Below are 20,221 nucleotides of genomic sequence, written 5' to 3'. Positions count from 1 at the left end.
AAGGTTTTATAGGAGATTCGATTATATGAAAAACACACATCATCAATCTTGCACCACCGTGTTGGTCGGTAAAAATGCCACAGTTGACGGTTCGATAATGATTGCCCGTAACGAGGACTTCCACGAAGCGATTTCAGTTAAGCTTTTTACCGTGATGCCTGCAAGCGAGATCAAAAACCGTACCTATACGTCGAAAAACACCGGTGTTACCGTTGCGCTGCCGGAGAAGGCGCTCCGCTGCACTTCTACGCCTCAGGCATTTCAGCTGCTAAAGGGCGATGAAGGCGAATACGGTGAAGCAGGCATCAACGAAAAGAATATTGCCGTCAGCTCCACCGAAAGCGTATACGGCAATCCGCGCGTGCTTGCGTTCGATCCGCTCGTGCCGGATGGCATCGGAGAAGATGCTATCCACAACATCGTAGCGCCGTTTATCAATTCCGCGCGGGAAGGGGTCGCCTTTTTAGGAAAATTGATTGCGCAGTACGGTTCGGCGGAAGGCAATGGAATCCTTTTTGCCGATGCGGATGAAGCATGGTATATGGAAATCCCGTGCGGACATTACTGGGTCGCGCAGCGTATCCCCGATGACTGCTATGCGGTTGCGCCCAATCAGGTCTGTATCGAAACCATCGATTTTTCAAACGAGCGTGATTTTATGTGGGCGGACGGCATTCAGGCATTTGTCGAAGCGCATAATCTCAATCCCGACCGCGAAGGTTTTAACTTCCGGCATATTTTCGGTACCTCAACCGAGAAAGACCGTGTGTACAACACGCCGCGCGCATGGTTTGCACAAAAATACTTGAACCCCGAAATAGAGCAAAGCCCCGTATCCAACGATATCCCCTTTATCAGAAAGGCGAGCAGGCTGATTTCGGTAGAGGATGTTCAGTATATCTTAAGTTCGCATTACAACGAAACCGTCTACGATCCGCTCGGCAAAGCGGGAACCGACTACGAAAAAACACGATTCAGAGGCATCTCCCTTTCCCGCACGGCGGAATCCCATATCCTCCAGCTGCGTCCCGGCGTACCGGAAGGCATAGCCGCTATTCAGTGGCTCGCGTTCGGCACCACCGCCTTTACCCCCTATGTGCCGTTTTTTACCAACATCAACGACACGCCGAAAATCTACAAAAAAAAGACGGCGACCGTTTCGCTCGATAATGCGTATTGGCTGTTTAAAATCCTCGGGTTCCTCACCGAAAACCGCTATCCGGCATTCCGCGACGCAAATACCACCTATCTGAACGAGATGCAAACCTACGGGTTTAAACGAATCTATGAGGTTACCGAAGCAGGCAAAGCCCTGACCGGAGAAAAACTGACCGAATTCCTCACCGCGGAAAACGAAAAGACCGCCGCTTATGTCATCAAAAAGACCAAAGACCTGATCGCGCAGCTGATGCTGGAATCGTTCAACTACTCAAAGCTCAGCTTCAAAATGGATAAAAACCTGTAAAAACTCAGGGCAAACGCATCAGACTGTTTTTTTAACAGCCCTGCAGAATAAACAGGCTATTCGACCAGAGTTTCGCCGTTCCACGGCTCAAATGGTCTCACAGCCTATTTATTCTGCAGTTTTGTCTATTTCTCTGATGCGTTTGCCCTTTTTCTGAAAAAAATTGTGCAAAATTTTAGATAAAATTTTGCACAAATGGAAGGTAAAAATATGCTTACGATACGGAATGTTTCAAAAACGTATGGACGGTCGGCGGGAAAAGCGGTTGATAACCTCTCTTTTGAGGCGAAAAGCGGGGAGATTTTCGGCTTTTTGGGGCCGAACGGGGTGGGAAAAACGACGACCATCAAAATGATCACCGGTGTCATTGCGCCCGATTCGATTACCTATTACACATTAAACAGTACCAATTAAAAATTGATTCCCTATTATTTTTAGCTTTATACCGCAGTACACTGCAGGCCATCCGGTTCGATTCCGGTGCAGCCGCAGCAGTCTGTGTCCGCCCTTACGATCTTTTACTGTAACCATGGTTCTTTTTAAGCAACCAGAGTTCTTTTTTCATTAAAATTGCTTTATTAAGAAGATTTTTTCTATCATACATACTATCATACATAATGGATAATTGTTAATTGATAATGCGTAATGGGTAATTTGTAATTACACATCACCAATTACCCATTAAAAAGACAGGAGGTTTATATGACAAAATTGAGAACCGGCACAAAGGCGCACACCTTGAGAGGAGCCGCGGCGCTCATCATAGCTGCACTTTTTACGCTTGCAGCGATGGCTTTTACCGCTTGTAAACAGCCGACGGTGCAAACGGCAACGTCCAAGTACAAGGTAACCTTTAACGTAGACGGGGGGCACCCTTACGGCAAAGATAGGTGAAACGGAAATAAAGAGCGGTAACGAAGTAGAAGCGAATAAAACCGTAACCTTTACCGCAACGCCTAACAAGGACTTCAAAGTAAAGGGCTGGACGCTCGATGGAAAAGCCGTAGAGAGCAATACCTCCGACTCCTATCCGCTTAAGATCGAGAAAGCGGTAACCGTAAAGGTGAGCTTTGAAAAACTCCCTCCCGGCAAAGCCTCGTATACAGTAAAACACTATCAGGAAAAAATAGAAGGCGGCTATCCTGCAGAACCGGCAGAAAGCGAAAATCAAAACGGCACGGTAGGAGCCAACGCCGCATACACGGCAAAAAACTACACAGGCTTTACCTACAAGTCTGCGCTTACTAAAGTAAACAACACCGTACAGACAGAAGGTACGATAAATGCTGACAGCAGCACCGTCGTAGAACTCTATTACGAGCGCAATACGGTGAACGTAACCTTTAAACTTGCAGGCGGCAATGTCAGCGGCAATACGGCCGATATCATAAAAACAGGCAAATACGGAACAGCCTTGACCGCACCCGCTCCCGAACGAGAGGGTTACGCTTTTAAAGGATGGTCTCCCGCTCCGCCTTCCCCTTTAGCATTCCCCGCCATAAATACGGAATACACGGCACAGTGGAAGATAAACAAATACCCCGTAACCTTCAGCGTGGACGGCACCGGCGGCACGCTCAAAGCAACGGCGGACGGCGTAGCGGAAACGGAAACGAGTCCCATAACCGTCGAGCACGGCAAAACCGTAGCCTTTACGGCGGCGCCGGCCGCTGGTTACCGTGTAAAGGGTTGGACGCTTGACGGAACAGCCATCGCCGAAGCAGGCACAAACACGGAATACACGCTTACTGTAACAAAGCCTGCCGCCGTCACCGTAAGCTTTGAGCCAAAAAAAGCCCTACTCACCCTTGAGGCAGGCAAAAACACCGTCAAAGTGAAAGCAAAGACGGCTGACGGCAAGCCCATAACTGTGGAAGGCTGCAACGAGACCGAACTTGCAAACGAGGCGGAAACCACACTGACCGCAAAAGTGGCGGGAACACAAATTGCCCTCATAGGAGAGCTCATCGAGCTTAACTGTAGCGGTGATGAAAATGTAGGCGGTAATAGACCGCTCATCGCCCTTGACGTCTCAGGCTTAACCGCCTTGCAAAAGCTTAACTGCCAGTACAATTATATTACCGCCCTTGACGTGCAAGGTTTAAAGGATTTGCAAGAGCTTAACTGTCGGCACAATAAGATTGCCGAGCTTGACGTGCAAGGCTTAACTGCATTGCAAGAGCTTTACTGCAACAGCAATCAGCTTACCGCCCTTAACGTGCAAGGCTTAAAGGATTTGCAAGAGCTTGACTGCAATGACAACAATCAGCTCGCAACCCTCAACGTACAAGGCTGTATCGCCTTGCAAAAGCTTAACTGCCAGTACAATAAGATTACCGAGCTTGACGTGCAAGGCTTAACCGCTTTGCAAGAGCTTTACTGTCGAAGCAATAAGATACTTGAGCTTAACGTGCAGGGCTGCACTGCTTTGCAAGAGCTTAAGTGCGGAGGTAATCAGCTTACCGCCCTCGACGTGCAGGGCTTAACCGCTTTGCAAGAGCTTAACTGTGCAAGCAATCAGCTTCCTGCCCTTGACGTGCAAGGTTGCACCGCTTTGAAAAAAGCTGGAATGCTTCAGAAATAAGCTTAATGCCGATGCGTTCATAAAGCTCTTTAACGATTTACCGAAATGGGAAGAAAGCGACGGGGCATATGCTATACTTTATCTTAAGGATGCAGGCGTTGACGAAGGCAACTGCAAAAACTTCAGCACTCCCGAAAGCCTTAAAAAAGCCTTTGACAATGCGAAAGACGCAAAGCACTGGAAGATGCAAAAAACGAATCGCTACGGAATCCCGAAAGACATTTAAGAGAATGGGGAATTGATTTAATGGGTAATGGGTAATGGATAATGGGTAATTATGAATTACACATTATCCATTACACATTACAAATTACAAATTACAAATTGATTACACATTAGAAATTAGACATTAAAAAAACAGACTGACCGTCTTCAAACCGGAAAATCTTGGCTTGGGGGCGGTTTTTTTGTATTTACTCTCCCCTTAAAACACAGCGGTAACTGTGGTATAATAAAGGACGAGGAGGTTTGCTATGCCTACAATGACTATGACACATAAAGCGTACCGGGAATTGGAACAGGCGGCGCAAATGAGCGGAGCAACTAAAGACGCAGTTTTGGAAAATGCCCTGAGCTGCTACCTTGCTGAATTGCAGGAAGACGCCGAAGACGCGGCACGTGCCGAAAAAGCGTGGACCAACTTTGAAAAAAGCGAGGAAAAGACATATACCATTGCCGAAGTGCGGCGCGAGCTGGGATTATGAAAGTCATTTTGACGGACACATTCAAAAAGCAATTAAAAAAGCTGGATGCTGCAATCTCAAAGCGTGTTTTGGACTACCTTGAACAAGTCGAGCTTCTCGATAATCCGCGTTCCCGCGGAAAAGCGCTTACTTCAAACCTTGCCGGCCTATGGCGCTACCGTGTGAGCGATTACCGCATTTTGTGCCGTATCCGTGATGACGAGCTGATTATCACCGTCATCGAAATCGCTCACCGCTCAACAGTGTACCGATAAAGAGAAAACAAAAAGTAAAAGGGGGGGGGGCTATGGCAAAACACAACCGCATATACAAAGACTCGGTGTTCGTCGACCGTCAACGACTGTACATCCGTGTACAGTCGTTGACTTCGAGTTTTGAGCAAAGCTCAAAACATCGTAATGCTGGAACCCCCGCCATCCGTGGCGGTTATATAGTATGAGCACTTTTGCAAATAGGCGGAGCAGATGCAAGGAGTTAGGCAAAAAAGTACCGCAGGCGTATCGGGTATACGTCGAGGACACTTTTTTGCCGTGCGACGCAGCAGATGCCCGCATATTTGCAAAAGAGAATTTTTTATCACTCTATAATGCTTTGCATGGAACAAAACTTACGGCTGTAGGAAAGTTAAAAAATATCAGGCTTGAGCAAGTTCTTTATATGGCATTCTATAATGACGTATCCTATCTTGTAGATAATAGAATAATAGTCCTTGCAGAACACCAGTCTAATCAATCGGTGATAGGTAAACAATGGATAATGGATAATTCCTTTAATTGGTAATGGGTAATTGACATCAGAACTACTGTGAAATACAGAGGTCCCAAATCAGAACCGCCAAGGATGGCGGTGGTATTAAACAGAAGTGATGTTTTGACGTAAGGCAAAACTCGCAGTCAAAAATGTACAAGGATGTACATTTTTGACGTTTCCTCCTCCCGTGCTGTAGGCTTTGAAAAGAGCTTTAAGTTCTATTTTATCCACCGTTGCGCTGACTACTCTTACCAGATGATTCTCTGGCACCAATTCTTCTAAGCTCGGGGGCAATAGCCACTGTTCACTTTGATCATATATCTTAAACGTTATTTTACTACTGATGCCTCTACTCATGCTCTGATTCTACCATACTTGCATACTTTTTGGACAGCCCCATTAATCGTTATCCATAATAAACAAGGAATTAGTCAGGGATTCCGCATTATAACTACCTAAAAATGTTGTACACAGCACCATCCTCTTCATAATTATACTTCATTATACTTTGCCCTCAGTCTTGCATTTCCTCCTGCATTCCACACATTGCATTTTATATCCAGATACCCTATACTTTCTACAGGTATGGAAGACGAACTACAGATAACCCTCACAAACGATTATGCGTTTCTTTCCATCGTACATCCGTGTACGATGGAAAGAGCGAGTTTCAGCACAGCTGAAACATCGTTTCTGCTGTAACCAGCGGCATCCGTGCCGCTACTGAAACTCAGTTGCGCAAAAAAGCTTAATTGCTCAGCTTTTTTAGAACCACACGTGGGAACCAAGGCGGGTTCTTAGGGCAGAGCCCTAAGTCGCCGTTTTTCTTTTGGGGGTTATAGGGGGACTTTTCTTTTTATCGAAAAAAAAGAAAAGCCTCCCTAATATGTTCTACTGGGCAAAAATGTACACGGCGGATTTTAAAGCCGGAGAATCGTATGATAAACTGCATAGATGTATCGCAATCAATATTATTGCAGACGGTTTCAGGCTCAATGACGCTATTCATTCAGAGTACCTGTTACAAGAAAAGACAGCACATAGCATACTGACGGATGTGCTTGAGGTACATTTCTTGGACTTACAAGCAGCAAAAAGGGCGAAAGCAGAAGGGAAAACGGAAGGTAAACGAGGTCAGCTTATTAACTGGCTGCGTTTTATAGGAGCAACTAATAGAAAGGAGCGAGCGATGATAGCAACAATGTCACCGGTATTACAAATGCTGAATGAAAAAATAGACGTATTAACTTTATCGCCGACAGAACGAAAGCTGTATGAGTCAAGAATGAAGCTGAAAAGCGATATAGCGACCATTTCAGAAACTCAATTCAGTGCGGGGGTTGAACGCGGTCTTGCTGAAGGTAAATCGCTTGGTCTTGCTGAAGGTAAATCGCTTGGTCTTGCTGAAGGTAAATCGATCGGTCTTGCTGAAGGCGAAGCAAGAGGTTCTCGACAAAAAGCTCTTGAAACAGCACGCAATTTACTTGTGATAGGTTTATCTATTGAAAATATCGCAAAAGTAACCGGATTAACCGTACAGGAAGTAGAAACACTTAATTCATAATTCTTAATTTAATTACCCATTACCAATTATTAAAAGAGGGGGTAGCGGAGGATACTTGCCGCCGCTTGTACCAAAAAGAAGCAAGATTTGAGGGGAACCGAAAATCCTTGCTCCGATACGACAGAGAAGGCGGCAAGAGCCGGAGCTCAGGGGGAGACTTCCCCCACCTTATAGATAGCACAGTATACAGTAATTACACATTACCCATTACAAATTATCAATTAACTAAGGTGGCAAGATGCTTACGATACAAAATGTTTCAAAAACGTATGGACGGTCGGCGGGAAAGGCGGTTGATAACCTCTCTTTCGAGGCGAAAACCGGAGAGATTTTCGGCTTTTTGGGGCCGAACGGAGCGGGAAAAACGACGACTATCAAAATGATCACCGGTGTCATTGCGCCCGATTCGGGGGATATTCTCATCGGAGGTACCGATATACTGAAGTATCCGCTGGAAGCAAAGCGGAAAATCGGCTATGTAACGGACAATCCCGAAGTATTTGTGCAGTTTAAGGCGCTTGAATACCTCAACTTTGTCGCAGACGTGTACGGTGTTTCAACCGAAGAGCGGCAAGAGCGGATTGCGGAATATACTGCGCTTTTTGAAATCGATACGGTACTGAATACGCGCATCGCGAGTTTTTCACACGGTATGAAGCAAAAGCTGCTCATTGCGGCAAGCCTTATCCATCAGCCGGAACTGTGGATTTTGGATGAACCCATCGTCGGGCTTGACCCTCAATCCGCGTTCCGCCTGAAAACCCTGATGCGGAGCTACGCCGATTCGGGAAAGACGGTGTTTTTTTCCACGCATATCATGGAAATTGCCGAAAAGGTATGCGATAAACTCGCGATTATCAACAAGGGACAGATGCTGTTTTGCGGATCACTGCCTGAACTGCAAGCACAGCGCGGCACAAACGATTCGCTTGAGCGACTGTTCCTTATGATGACGGAAAAAGAAAAAGGTACCGCAACCGTTACTCCTTTGTAAATGAAAAAGCAAAAAGCGCTCAACCTTATTGTATTTCGCCGCGCTCGACGGAGAATTTTCCTTCTTTCTTTTTTGCTTCAACTTTTATATCCCCGATGGGATTCCATGCTACAGCAAAGGTTATTGTCGGACTAAATTCATAATATTTACGAGGGCCATTATTTTTTAACTGAGGTTTGATTTCACAGTTGAGTTTTAATGTCCAATCCTTGAGGTAGTGGGTAAAGCCTATATCCAGCGATTGCAGTTTAAACCCCGACGCTTCGCGTTTTGCTCTATCCCAAAAATAAAATGATTGAGCCAAATCGGTAAGTATATTGGTATTCCCGGGAATAACAACCGGCAAATTGAGTGCTTTTTGAAAATACCGCGCAATAACATTATTTCTACTTGATGAGCCGAAAGAAAGATCCCAAAATTCATGAATATTAAAAATAATCTTAGGTGCAAACGTAAAATAGCTGTCGGTAATACGGACTAAATTAAACTGTAAGGTTGACGACAATCCAAGTTGTATTTTGATACGGTTTTTCCATGCGTAGATAGTAAAGGGATTGGAAGCATTGGAAAATGAAAATCCAAAGGCAAAGGGAATAAACCGTTTTTCCGTACCGTCCAATACCCATCCGCTTCCCGGTAAAAGTTTTTGCGGTACTTCCGTGCTTTGGGTATAAAAGGCGGAAATATATTTCCATCCAAAGGTGATATGCAGCCGTTCATTCTTTTTATCTTCAATATTATAAATATATGTCTGTGCTGTTTTTATATTATAAGGCAATGTCCAATTCAGTTCCATTTTAAACGGCTCCCAGAACCATTTTTTTTTCGTTTTTTCTTTCTCAAACAATTTTGTCGAAGCAGCTAAGGTTCCATAAGGAAATGACACATTGAGCGAAGTGCTATAGGCTTGCAAAAGAGGCGGCAGGTTTATAGAAAAAGTAATTTTTTGCGTATACTTTTCCGCAAGCATAACACCGAATACCGCCGATCCCGTATGGGCAGTGATAAAATCTTTATTCCACTTTATCTTCTGTGTCTCCCATTGAGGATTACTATAAGTACCGGTAAATGTATTTTTTGCTAAAATTTCCGTGATACTCCAACTAAACGATATGGGTTTAAATAAATCGGTATACACAAAAGGATTGACGGTTACTGAGTTTTCATTCTTCAACGTGTATACATTCGCTTTAAAGTTATTGAGTTCTAAAATAGGCTGTTTACTCACATCCCGTGTCCAAGGATGCCGCTGATAATTTCCCGAAACAATAAGGTTACTCGAGAGCGAAATAAGATTTTGAGAATAGGATAGCGTCCCCCTTAAACCGGCGCTCCCCTTCAATTGATAATATCGCGATTCATAGTCCTTCCATTTTATGTCTTCGGGATTCTTCCATTGAGAAGAAGCAAAGGTTGTTTCCTGTAATGCAGAAAAATCGCCTGAATAACTGAGTGAATATTCAATACTATGATCGAATTCCTTACCGTATACCGGCTTAAATACCGGAATAAAAGTATCAAGAAATTCCATTTTGTCTTTTTTTTGATTTTCTGCCTGTGTCGAATCGGTATTTTCATTTTTCGACGTATCCGATGATGTTTTATCCTGTGTTATAAACGGATGAGCAATACCTTCCACATCAGGAATTTTTTTTGCCGGCGCTCTATTAAACATAGTATTGGATAACAGTGTTCCTGAAATTGAAATTTTTCCTTCCGGCTTAAAAAGCGACGGATAAAAGAAAAACCGCTGTGGCGCATACGCTTCTTCACCGACAGCTCTCGGGTTTGTTTCTTTTGAAGAAAAGTTAACGGTCAGTGATGCGGTATCCAGATTAAATGAAGAAATCCATGGGCTGATTTTCTTAAATGACGGACGGATAGAACCGTTAAGCTTCCATGAATAAGAACTTTCCGATCCTATATCGGTTCCTTTTGCTAATTTTTCTTTGTTCAAAAGATAATTAAACCAATTCATATCCTCCGATCGGTCAAAAAAATCTTTCTTAAAATAAGGGTCGGAAATAAAGGGCATATTTATCGAAAGTTGAAACGGCGCCTGAGAAATTCCAAAATTGATATGCGCTCTGTACCGAAACGGTAACTGTCTTCCCAGAAAAAAAGCTTTTATTGTAGTGCCTTTTCCCATGTGTATCATAAGTAGTATGTGAAATACCGTCACTGCCGATTTTCTTCAGAGGAAAGAGTGTCCGAGACATTCCCAAAAAAAGTGAAAAATCAAGTTCTCTAATCGGTGTGTTTTTAGGAATTGTCTTTCCGTCTATGCCGATTAAACCGCCGAGCTGTGAATAGGTATCTGCAATCAGTTTAATATATGCAGGGCTGATATCGGGTGCATCTTCTTCCAGATTCTTAAAAAACAAACCAATCCGTTCTTGTTTTTTCAGTCGATCGCTTTTCATAAAATTGGAGAATGAACCTGATTTCTTTGAATCGGTATCGAACGGTTTCCGTCCAAGTAAATACGTTGTCGTTTGTACAAAGTACCCTTCCCTATTGCGAAAACCGAACACGGGATGAAAAAGCATTTCATCGGCAGGATGATAAAAAAACGGCAGATACAATATCGGTACAATGCCAATAGAAAAATAACCGTTAGCAAAAGCCAGTTCATTACCCGGCAGCATCCAAATTCGGCTTGCACGGATAGACCACAGCGGTTCTTCGTCCGGATCGGGATTTGTACTTAGTACGGCATCTTTAAATCCTGTTGCACCGCTCGAATCGCGTCCGACTGTTGTCGATTGAATAGTAAAAGGGTTTTGACCTTGTTTCCGAGGTGCCTGTTTAATCGTACCGTCGAGGAATATACCTTCCATCTCGTCGATATTGAATAGCAGCAATTCGCCGATAAATTCTTCTGCGCCATCGGAACCACCGGTCTTTCTGCTATACCGGACATTCCCTTCCGCCTCAATCGTATTTTCAGAGCGGTTATACACCAACTTATCCGCCTCAATCGTAGAAACGGAGGAGCCTTCTTTTACCGAAAGCGAAACGCCGCCGGTAAACACAATAATATTATCTTTTTTTTCTTCAACAGCCTTTTGAGCCTCTTCGGTTGTTACCTGAGTTTGAGTACCGGATGGATTTTCCGTGTCATTGGTTTGTTCTGCCGAAGACTCCGTGTTTTCCGCAGCGGGAAGTTCACCGCTGTTTCCCTGCTGCACGTTATTCTGTGAATCATCCTTGTTTTGTTGAACAGCGTCTGTCGCCGGATCAGTACCTATTGCAGCAGCATCAGTCTTTATTGCAACAGAAGTCTTCTCCGCCGTTTCATTTTTTTTCTCTTGTTCCGTTTTATCTTCGCTGCTATTTATATCCGCTTCCTCATCGTTTTTATCCGGTTCGGTGCGATACTGCGCCTTATTCTCTTTTTTGAATATCTCCATTACACGCACGGAATTGATGGTAATAACCTTCGGCTCTTTCGCGATCTGCGCGTAGGGAGAAGAGAGAATGAATAACAAAAGACAAAAAACGGAAGCAAGCGACTTTTTCATTATACGGATGTCTATAAAAACCTATGAGCTTTTTTGCCGATACCGGTCAAGCATCTCTTTGATGTAAAAGCCCGTATACGAATTTTTCACTTCGGCAACTTCTTCCGGCGTACCTTCCGCAATAACGGTGCCGCCGCGGGAACCTCCTTCGGGACCGAGGTCGATAATATGATCTGCTTGCAGGATGACGTCAAGGTTATGCTCGATCATAAGGGCGGTGTTTCCTTGCTCGACCAGCCGCTGGATAACCTCCATTAACTGTTTGACATCCGCAAAATGCAGTCCCGTCGTCGGCTCGTCCAAAATATAGAGCGTTTTCCCTGTCGAGCGCTTGGAAAGCTCATGCGCCAGTTTAACCCGCTGCGCTTCGCCGCCTGATAAGGTAAGCGCCGACTGTCCTAACTTGATATAGCCGAGCCCTACTGAAAGAAGGGTCTGCATTTTGCGGGCGATCTGCGGCACGGGAGCAAAGAACTCGGCGGCTTCTTCGATGGTCATATCAAGTACATCCGCAATATTCTTTCCCTTGTACCGAACATCGAGCGTTTCTTTGTTAAACCGCTTCCCACGGCACACGTCGCAGGTGATATACACATCGGGTAAAAAGTTCATTTCGATTGCGATTGCGCCGTCGCCCTGACAGTGCTCGCAGCGACCGCCCCGCACATTAAACGAAAACCGCCCCGGCTTATAGCCCCGCGCCTTCGATTCCGGCAAGTTTGCAAACAGGTCGCGAATCGCGGTGAACACCTCTACATAGGTCGCAGGGTTTGAGCGGGGCGTCCTGCCGATCGGGCTTTGGTCGATATTGATAACCTTATCGATATGTTCAAGCCCTTTTATCTTTTTGTATGCGCCCTCCGGTAAGCCGCTGCGCATCAGCGCGTTGGACACGGCGGGGTACAGCACATCCGAAAGGAGTGTGGACTTTCCCGAACCGGAAACGCCGGTAATGCAGGTAAAGGCTCCGAGCGGGATGGAAACCGAAACATTCTTTAAATTATGCTCGGTTACCCCCTGCAGGGTTAAAAAGGAGCCGTTCCCCTTCCGCCGTTCTGCGGGGAGTTCCATGCAGAGGGTTCCTGCAAGGTACTGACCGGTAAGGCTTTCCTTTACCTGCATCACCTCGTCGGGCGTCCCCGCCGCTACGACAGCGCCGCCGTGCACCCCTGCGCCCGGGCCTAGGTCTACGATGTAGTCGGCGACGCGGAGAGTTTGCTCGTCGTGTTCTACTACGATGAGCGTATTGCCGAGGTTGCGCAGGTACAGCAGCGTATCGATCAGCCGCTGATTATCCCGCTGGTGCAGCCCGATGGACGGTTCGTCGAGGATGTACAGCACCCCGATTAAGCTGGAGCCGATTTGGGTTGCAAGCCGTATCCGCTGCGATTCCCCACCGGACAGCGTCGCCGCCTTCCGTTCAAGGGTAATATAGTCGAGCCCCACATTTTTCATAAACCGGAGACGGGAGGTTATCTCTTTTAAAATCTGATGGGCGATGGTCTTTTCCGTGGCGGTCAGTTTGAGCTTTTCAAAAAACGTAATTGAATCGCCGACGGAAAGGCTGCTTAACTCGTAAATATTTTTACCGCCGACGGTAACGGCCAAGGCTTCGGGCTTTAACCGCCTGCCGCCGCAGTATTCGCACGTTGTTACCGCCATGTATTTTTCATAAGACTCCCGCTGCGCTGCCGAATACGCTTCGTTATACCGGCGCTGCATATCAGCATAGATGCCGAGCCACGGACGGCGGTACTTAGACTTCCCCGATCCGTCCTGCCGTTCGTATACAAATTCAATCGGCTCAAGACCGGAACCGTCCATAATAACCTTTAAATCTTTTTTTGATAAATCTTTTACCGGTGTGTCGAGTGAAAAACCGAAGCGGCGGGCAAGCGACTCAAAGCGGGCGCGGTTCCACGCAGAATCGGGATTGTAGGGCAAGAATGCCCCTTCGTTAAAGGACAGCGAGGTATCGGGAACCATCAGCTTAAAGTCGAAACGCTGCTTATGCCCCAGCCCGGTACATTCGGGGCAGGCGCCGTAGGGGTTGTTAAACGAAAAAAGGCGCGGCTGTAGTTCCGGCATCGAAATACCGCAATCGGGGCAGGCATTCTTTTGCGAAAAGAATACTTCGGTTATCGGGTCGTCCGCAGTCTTTTGCCGCAATGCGATCAGCGTCCCGCCGGAGCTTTCCAATGCAGTTTCCACCGACTCCGAAAGCCGCTTGCGGACATCGGCGGACAGCTGAATACGGTCGACGATTATCTCTATGGTGTGTTTTTTCTGTTTGTCGAGCTTAACGCCGTCTTCCAGATTAACCGTCAGTCCGTCGATGCGCGCCCGGAGAAAGCCTGCCTTTTTGGCGTCTTCGATAATTTTTTGGTGTTCACCCTTCTTGCCCTTGATAATCGGCGCGAGGATTTGAACGCGGGTACGCTCTTCCCAGCTCATAATCGCATCGATAATTTGATCGACCGTTTGCTCCTGAATCTCCTTTCCGCACTGCGGACAATGCGGGTGCCCCGTTCGGGCATACAGGAGACGGTAGTAGTCGTAAATTTCGGTTACCGTGCCGACCGTCGAACGCGGATTGCGGTGCGTAGTCTTTTGTTCTATGGAAATAGCCGGAGACAAACCTTCGATATAATCGACATCGGGCTTATCCATACGGTCTAAGAACTGCCGCGCATACGCCGAAAGGGATTCCACATACCGCCGCTGCCCCTCGGCAAAGATGGTATCAAAGGCAAGGGAACTTTTTCCGGAACCGGAAAGCCCCGACACTACAATGAGCTTGTCGCGGGGCAGCTCCACATCGATATTTTTGAGATTGTGCTCGCGCGCACCTTTAACAATCAGTTTATTGGCGTGCGCACGGTTCTGTACTTCATTTTCTTGCATACTAGAGGGAACCTCTAAAAACCTCAGTTTTTTGAGGTTTTCCTTAGATTTAATCTGCGACTAACGGTATCCTGCATTTACTTTGCTTTGCCTTGATTCGCTACCGCGTTTATCTTGGCATTAATTTTTTCTTGATCGCCCAAATAGGCCTTGCTCATCACATTAAAATTAACATCAAATTCATAAACAAGCGGGATACCGGTAGGCAGATTTACCTGCACAATCTCTTCGTCGCTGAGGTGCTCGAAGTATTTAATGAGTGCACGGAGCGAATTTCCGTGTGCGGCAATCAATACACGCTTACCGGCCAGCATATCCCTTTTAATTACCGATTCAAAATACGGAACAGCCCGTGCAATGGTATCTTTCAAGCTTTCGGTACGGGGCAGTTCCGCCTTGTCGATACCGCGGTATGCCGTTTGAAGATACGGGCAGCGTGCATCGTCTTCCGAAAGGACGGGCGGCGCAATATTGAAAGAGCGACGCCAAATCTTTACCTGCGCTTCTCCGTATTTTTCAGCTGTTTCCGCCTTGTTCAATCCTTGCAGATCGCCGTAATGCCGTTCGTTCAGCTTCCATGTTTTAACGACAGGAAGCCAGTTACGGTCAAGTTCATCCAACACGAATTGCAGCGTATGGATTGCCCGTTTTAAGTATGAGGTGTAACAGACATCGAAGTCAAAACCGGCTGCGGCAAGCGCCTTTCCACCTTCCTTTGCTTCCTCTACGCCCTTGTCCGACAATTCCACATCAGTCCAACCGGTAAACAGGTTCAACTTGTTCCACTCGCTTTCACCATGCCGTATAAGCACTAATTTCATTCCTTACCCCCCTTGGCAATTCCGATTATCTGCAAACAGGCTTTATCGGGATTTCCTTATAAAAAAACGGTAATTCATATCCGAAAATATCGGATATTCCTTTTCTCTTTTAATTAACCGATCAGTACCGATCGAGCCGGAACCGAGCGAATCATACACATCGGTAAAAGTAGCAAGATGCTCTTCGCACTGTGCAGCAGCGTATTCGGCAGAAGTTTGAGCATCCGCCATCAGCGGCCAATCAGTCGACTGCGCAAGCAGCAGCTCCTTCGCAGCCAAATTCAGCATCCGCTCTTTAAGACCTTGATCATCAGGGAAACGCCCTGCAAGGTCGATCATCCGTTCGCTAGCCTTTTGAATACGGGGAAACATCCAATCGTTTGAGCTATTTATCAGTTCATCCGCATATCCGCTCGGCAGGTTGGAAGCATAAAAAGGATTAATGCTCTGTATCCGCCGCACCTTTTTCAGGTATTCGGTAGGTAAGGCGCACTGCATATCGTGCCGCTGTGCAAGTTTGCGGAAGACCGATTCCAACCAGAGTATTCCTTCCTTCCACGTTTTTCCGAGAAAACGAAGCGGAAGCACGGAAACGGAGCAGAGCGGGTCGGGAGCAATATCAAGCAGTTTTGCGACCTCCGTTAATACCGCATCACGGTTTGCAAGAAACCGTTCGGCGTCTTGTTCCGCCTGTAGAGCACCGGCTGTTGCATCATAGTCGCCGCCGCCTCGCCGGTGATAACAAAAGCCTGTTGTACGTCGGCCTTCCTTTACATCGAACAAAGGGGAAAGCGCTTTTCCATCAAGTTCAAACCCTGCATCTTTATCGGTATCGAGGTAATCGGGGTGCAGATAAAAACCGGTTTCGGGATGCGCAATATCGGCGCATGCGGCGCTGTCTTTTCCCAAAAACGAAAGCCCGCTTTCTCCCATTGCTGCGGAAAAGACGCCGTTTACCGGCGGTCGGTCGGCAAATAAGAAACTCTGGCTTTCCAATACGGTATAATCGAGGCCATACGATTTGATAATGCTGTCTAACCCCGTGTCATACCCCATTGACGGAAACCAAAATCCTGCAGGCACCGTTGCAAAATGCTCCCGAAAACTACTGAGACCTTGTTCAATCTGCATGGTAAGCGCTTCCGGCATATCCTGATAAAACGGGAAAAAGCACGGCGTTGCCGATGTTGCAAGCAGCTCAATATATCCCTTGTCTGCAAAAAAATTTATTCCGCTTAAAATATCTTTTTTATAACGAACATGAAAATCTTCCCGATTCAGCGTTAAAAACTCAAGGTACTGTCGCACAAGAGCTTCCCGAGGTAATCCTGCCGCCCGTTTCAATTCCTGTTGAGCAAATGCGATATGCCGATCCAAATATGCACCGTATCGTTCTTGACATAAAGGGGACTTCAGCATTTCGCACAAAAGCGGAGAAATTACCAACGCACACTTAAACGGAACAGCATCAGCATCCAAACAGCTGCACATCCGTAAAAACGGTAAAAAACCGTATGACATCATTTCGTATAACGGCGCCGCTTCAAGCAACTCGTTCTCATCATCATGGCGGATATACGGTACGTGAGCATGAAAAATAAAAAGTAACGTTTTTTTAATCATCGGGTACCTCGAATATAGATTCGTCGAACACGGGGAGACCTCTAAAAACCGAAGCTCTTTGAGGCTCATTTTTCTACCTAAATGCCTGCCGGTAATGCTGAAAGTGGGACTTCTTTAAAGCAGCCAATCCCGATAAACCGATTATCTTATCCACCGCATTTTGTGAAATACAAAGCCGTTGCGGAATATTCTTCCGCTGCATACCGACGATATTCGATTGCGCTAATATCTGCTCACGGCCATTCGTAAAATGAGCCATTAAATCGATACGATGCAGGTATTCGTCAAAAGAGACATGCACATAATGCCTGCGGTCTTCCTTGAGCACCTGTATATCAAAAAAATCCAACGATTTTGAAGTGTTCTCAGGATCGAGGGAATGCACTCGCAGTGAAAAAAAAGAAAAATCTTTTTCCTCCGTTAATTCGGTAAAAAGGCGTTTATGGAAATCCCAAAAGACAAAAAACCACAGCGGATTTTTTAAGAGAACCCGTATTTCGGTCAGGTTATAACTGTATGCCGCCTCATGAGGTTTTATAGCCGCCGCAATGGAATCACCACTGTATTCATCATTCGCAAACCCATCATCAAGATCGAGCAATTCACCGATCAAAAGATGCCGCGTCAAATCCGACGACAAAAAAAGCCCGTATTGGTCTGCCAATGTAAAGAGCGCATCCGTTGACAGTGTTTGCAAATAAGATCTGGTAAATTTCACCGCACTCCCACTCTCCATTGCGGCATCATCTAAAATATTCATATTTATGTCAAGACTCAAGTCTTTTGAAAATATACGGCGCAGAGCATTGGAGTACAAGTGCTCAATATTTTGCTCAGCAGCATTAAATGACGAGATGTGCCCTATATATTTTCTTTGATTTTTATAATTGTAGACGTTATATAATCCTGCGGGGTGCATTTTTTTTCGGCCATTAAATACGAGAACAATTTTGAAACAGCCATATATCCTTGCTGTTCAGGTTCCTGGCAAATGGTAAAATCAATAAATCCGTCTTTCACCAAACGCTTTGTTGCCGGAATATCGTCAAATGATAAAATAGAGGGCTTTTTTCTGTTTTCCGAATCTTTATGCCATCGATCGACTGCCTTACAGACCCCTTCAACCCCAGCGGCGGCAATAAATATGCAGTTTGTTTCCGGATATTTTTCCAATGCGCTCATTGTCGTTTCGTATGCATACGTATCGTCATCAAGTGATTCAAAGGTACTTAAAACCGTATAAGAAGATTTTCTTTCAATTAAACCTTGGATAAAGCCTTGAATGCGTTCATTATGGCCGCGAATATGAAAAGAGCCGGTAACTATTAAAATGTTCAATTCGCTCTTTGTTAACAACGACAATAAACCGGCGGCGGTGTTTCCTCCGTTCGTATAATCAGGGCCCACATAGCATAGACGATCGGTATCAGGAATATCGGTATTGACACTGATAACCGGTGTTCCTTTTTCGATAAGAGTTTGTACGGTATATTGAACTTCGGGTATATCCATAGTGGCAATACATAAACCTGAAAGGTTCATGGAAGCTAATTTTTCAATCGTATGAATATGCGTAGCAATATCAAATCCTTTTATATGTTCTATGTGAAGGGACACTCCGAAATCGCTTAATTCTTTTTCTGCGCGGTGAAAACCGGCAATAATACCGTCAAAAAAAGGATTTCCCACATCGGGAAGTAAACAGCCGAATTTTATCGGCTGTTTACGGGCGGCAAGAATTTTTCCTGCCATATTCGGTGCAAATCCCATTTCATCGGCAATGAGGCGGACTCTTTGCGCGACTTCGGGATTTACTCCCATACGTTTATGCAGTACACGGTCTACCGTCCCCCGTGAAACGCCCGCCGCCGCCGCGATATCTTTTATGGTAACCGACACCGTTTATCCGTTAAAAATAACTTCGTTGAGAATGTTTTCGTATAATTCCTGTTTACCCGAGGCAGGATGCACCGTATCATAGGATTCGGCAAGGGCAGCAAGACTTTCCATGGTCATTTTGCCCGCCGCAAATTCGGCGCCCTTTCCCTCTGCAAAAGATACATAGCGTTCTTTAACCAATGCATCGATTCGCCCGTCTTCAATAAGGGCGGCAGCTTTTTCCAAGCCCAGTGCAAACATATCCATACCGCCGATATGTGCGATAAATAAGTCTTCCGGTGCGGTCGAGTTTCTTCTGCGCTTTGCATCAAAGTTTAAGCCGCCCGTTTTAAAGCCGCCCATACGCAGCACCGCCCGCATAGCTAACGTCGTTTCATATATGCTTGAAGGGAATTGGTCGGTATCCCAGCCGTTTCGGCTATCACCGCGATTTGCATCGATGGAACCGAGCATCCCCGCATCAACACATACCGATAATTCGTGGTAAAAGTCGTGTCCTGCAAGCTCTGCGTGATTTGCTTCAATATTCAGTTTAAAATCCTTTTCCAAACCATAGGTACGCAAAAAGCCTATCACTGTTTCCGCATCGAAGTCATATTGATGTTTTGTCGGCTCCATCGGTTTCGGCTCGATATAAAAACAGCCGGTAAAGCCCTGCTTACGCGCATAATCGCGTGCCATCGTTAAAAAACGGGCGAGGTGTTCTTTTTCAGCCTGCATGTCGGTATTCAACAGCGACATATAGCCTTCACGTCCGCCCCAAAAGGTGTAGCCTTGTCCACCGAGCTTTATCGTTGCGTCTATTGCGCATTTCACCTGAGCTGCAGCGTGGGCTACAATGCCGAACTGCGGGTTTGTCGCAGCTCCGTTCATATAGCGCGGATTACTGAATACATTGGCCGTCCCCCACAAGAGTTTGACGCCGGTTGCTTTTTGCCGCTCATATAGACCGTCGGTAATTTTTATAAGATTTTTTTCACTTTCAGCCGGACTTTTCCCTTCGGGGCTTATATCCCGGTCATGCCAGCAATAATAGGGCGCTCCGATTTTAGTAATAAACTCAAAGGCCGCATCCGCTTTGTTTTCGGCGTTTGTCATCGCATCGGTGCTGCTATTCCATGGAAACTTCATTGTTCCCGCCCCAAAGGGATCTTCTCCTGCAGCGCAAAAAGAATGCCAGTAGGCTATTGCAAAACGCAAATGCTCTTTCATCGGCTTACCTAAAACGATTTTATTTTCATCGTAGTATTTAAATGCAAGCGGGTTTTTCGATTGTTTCCCCTCAAACCTTATTTTACCGATACCGGGAAAGTATTCGGTACTTCCTTTAAAATATGACATATAACCTCCAAATAAAATTTTTGCAAAAAAAATGCCGGCCTTCAAAAA

15 protein-coding genes and 3 pseudogenes are annotated in these 20,221 nt (G+C 45.8%); 10 read left to right on the top strand and 8 right to left on the bottom strand.

Annotated elements, in window-relative coordinates:
• Window positions 1-25 precede the first annotated feature (25 nt).
• From GWP40_RS07045 to GWP40_RS07005, 10 genes and pseudogenes are all read left to right on the top strand, one after another.
• Entirely contained in the window at window positions 26-1,465 is a 1,440-nt protein-coding gene (locus GWP40_RS07045; RefSeq protein WP_212564753.1) for a C69 family dipeptidase, read from the top strand.
• 210 nt (window positions 1,466-1,675) lie between these two features.
• Window positions 1,676-1,846, top strand: a pseudogene (locus GWP40_RS07040) (ATP-binding cassette domain-containing protein); the annotation flags it as partial.
• 321 nt (window positions 1,847-2,167) lie between these two features.
• Complete coding sequence (locus tag GWP40_RS07035) at window positions 2,168-2,359, top strand: hypothetical protein (protein ID WP_212564751.1); 192 nt, start codon at window positions 2,168-2,170, stop codon at window positions 2,357-2,359.
• Window positions 2,352-2,483: pseudogene (locus tag GWP40_RS13600) on the top strand (InlB B-repeat-containing protein); the annotation flags it as partial. The gene GWP40_RS07035 and the pseudogene GWP40_RS13600, both read left to right, overlap by 8 nt.
• A 45-nt stretch (window positions 2,484-2,528) precedes the next feature.
• Window positions 2,529-4,049, top strand: a complete 1,521-nt coding sequence (locus GWP40_RS07030; RefSeq protein WP_230974316.1) for a leucine-rich repeat domain-containing protein — start codon at window positions 2,529-2,531, stop codon at window positions 4,047-4,049.
• 473 nt (window positions 4,050-4,522) lie between these two features.
• Window positions 4,523-4,753, top strand: coding sequence for a hypothetical protein (locus GWP40_RS07025; protein WP_212564750.1), 231 nt, complete (start codon window positions 4,523-4,525; stop codon window positions 4,751-4,753).
• Window positions 4,750-5,007, top strand: a complete 258-nt coding sequence (locus tag GWP40_RS07020; protein ID WP_212564749.1) for a type II toxin-antitoxin system RelE family toxin — start codon at window positions 4,750-4,752, stop codon at window positions 5,005-5,007. The genes GWP40_RS07025 and GWP40_RS07020 overlap by 4 nt, the downstream gene beginning before the upstream one ends.
• Window positions 5,008-5,278: 271 nt before the next feature.
• A pseudogene (locus tag GWP40_RS07015) lies at window positions 5,279-5,479 on the top strand (hypothetical protein); the annotation flags it as partial.
• Window positions 5,480-6,389: 910 nt separating this feature from the next.
• Window positions 6,390-7,067 (top strand): Rpn family recombination-promoting nuclease/putative transposase, encoded by a 678-nt coding sequence (locus GWP40_RS07010; RefSeq protein WP_212564748.1) that lies wholly within the window; start codon window positions 6,390-6,392, stop codon window positions 7,065-7,067.
• 238 nt (window positions 7,068-7,305) lie between these two features.
• Window positions 7,306-8,061, top strand: a complete 756-nt coding sequence (locus GWP40_RS07005) for an ABC transporter ATP-binding protein (protein WP_212564747.1) — start codon at window positions 7,306-7,308, stop codon at window positions 8,059-8,061.
• Window positions 8,062-8,086: 25 nt separating this feature from the next.
• On the opposite strand, the gene GWP40_RS12815 is transcribed toward GWP40_RS07005, so the two are convergent.
• The 8 genes from GWP40_RS12815 to xylA all read right to left on the bottom strand — a co-directional run bounded on the left by GWP40_RS12815 (window position 8,087) and on the right by xylA (window position 20,173).
• Entirely contained in the window at window positions 8,087-10,039 is a 1,953-nt protein-coding gene (locus GWP40_RS12815; RefSeq protein ID WP_230974314.1) for a hypothetical protein, read from the bottom strand.
• A gap of 28 nt (window positions 10,040-10,067) precedes the next feature.
• On the bottom strand, window positions 10,068-11,585 hold the full coding sequence (locus tag GWP40_RS12810; protein ID WP_230974313.1) for a hypothetical protein: 1,518 nt from the start codon (window positions 11,583-11,585) through the stop codon (window positions 10,068-10,070).
• A 21-nt stretch (window positions 11,586-11,606) separates the two neighbouring features.
• Window positions 11,607-14,489, bottom strand: coding sequence for an excinuclease ABC subunit UvrA (gene uvrA, locus GWP40_RS06995; protein ID WP_212564746.1), 2,883 nt, complete (start codon window positions 14,487-14,489; stop codon window positions 11,607-11,609).
• A gap of 77 nt (window positions 14,490-14,566) precedes the next feature.
• Window positions 14,567-15,310 (bottom strand): 2,3-diphosphoglycerate-dependent phosphoglycerate mutase, encoded by a 744-nt coding sequence (gene gpmA / locus GWP40_RS06990; RefSeq protein WP_212564745.1) that lies wholly within the window; start codon window positions 15,308-15,310, stop codon window positions 14,567-14,569.
• Window positions 15,311-15,352: 42 nt separating this feature from the next.
• Entirely contained in the window at window positions 15,353-16,933 is a 1,581-nt protein-coding gene (locus GWP40_RS06985; RefSeq protein WP_212564744.1) for a 1,4-alpha-glucan branching protein domain-containing protein, read from the bottom strand.
• Window positions 16,934-17,006: 73 nt separating this feature from the next.
• A complete protein-coding gene (locus tag GWP40_RS06980) occupies window positions 17,007-17,651 on the bottom strand; it encodes a DUF4912 domain-containing protein (protein ID WP_230974312.1) in 645 nt (214 codons plus the stop codon).
• Window positions 17,652-17,794: 143 nt separating this feature from the next.
• On the bottom strand, window positions 17,795-18,832 hold the full coding sequence (locus GWP40_RS06975) for a LacI family DNA-binding transcriptional regulator (protein WP_212564742.1): 1,038 nt from the start codon (window positions 18,830-18,832) through the stop codon (window positions 17,795-17,797).
• A 3-nt stretch (window positions 18,833-18,835) separates the two neighbouring features.
• Window positions 18,836-20,173, bottom strand: a complete 1,338-nt coding sequence (gene xylA, locus GWP40_RS06970; RefSeq protein ID WP_212564741.1) for a xylose isomerase — start codon at window positions 20,171-20,173, stop codon at window positions 18,836-18,838.
• Window positions 20,174-20,221 lie beyond the last annotated feature (48 nt).

The sequence above is a fragment of the Treponema vincentii genome (assembly GCF_018336815.1).
GTDB lineage: Bacteria > Spirochaetota > Spirochaetia > Treponematales > Treponemataceae > Treponema.
Note: the sequence above shows the minus strand (reverse complement) of the source record. Positions and strands in the feature narration are given on the sequence as shown.

Coding starts and splice junctions, on each gene's coding strand:
- GWP40_RS07045 (WP_212564753.1), top strand. CDS start 26: ATGAAAAACACACATCATCAATCTTGCACCACCGTGTTGGTCGGTAAA.
- GWP40_RS12815 (WP_230974314.1), bottom strand. CDS start 10,039: ATGAATTGGTTTAATTATCTTTTGAACAAAGAAAAATTAGCAAAAGGA.
- GWP40_RS07025 (WP_212564750.1), top strand. CDS start 4,523: ATGCCTACAATGACTATGACACATAAAGCGTACCGGGAATTGGAACAG.
- GWP40_RS06985 (WP_212564744.1), bottom strand. CDS start 16,933: ATGATTAAAAAAACGTTACTTTTTATTTTTCATGCTCACGTACCGTAT.
- GWP40_RS07010 (WP_212564748.1), top strand. CDS start 6,390: ATGTTCTACTGGGCAAAAATGTACACGGCGGATTTTAAAGCCGGAGAA.
- GWP40_RS07005 (WP_212564747.1), top strand. CDS start 7,306: ATGCTTACGATACAAAATGTTTCAAAAACGTATGGACGGTCGGCGGGA.
- GWP40_RS12810 (WP_230974313.1), bottom strand. CDS start 11,585: ATGAAAAAGTCGCTTGCTTCCGTTTTTTGTCTTTTGTTATTCATTCTC.
- uvrA (WP_212564746.1), bottom strand. CDS start 14,489: ATGCAAGAAAATGAAGTACAGAACCGTGCGCACGCCAATAAACTGATT.
- GWP40_RS07035 (WP_212564751.1), top strand. CDS start 2,168: ATGACAAAATTGAGAACCGGCACAAAGGCGCACACCTTGAGAGGAGCC.
- GWP40_RS07020 (WP_212564749.1), top strand. CDS start 4,750: ATGAAAGTCATTTTGACGGACACATTCAAAAAGCAATTAAAAAAGCTG.
- xylA (WP_212564741.1), bottom strand. CDS start 20,173: ATGTCATATTTTAAAGGAAGTACCGAATACTTTCCCGGTATCGGTAAA.
- gpmA (WP_212564745.1), bottom strand. CDS start 15,310: ATGAAATTAGTGCTTATACGGCATGGTGAAAGCGAGTGGAACAAGTTG.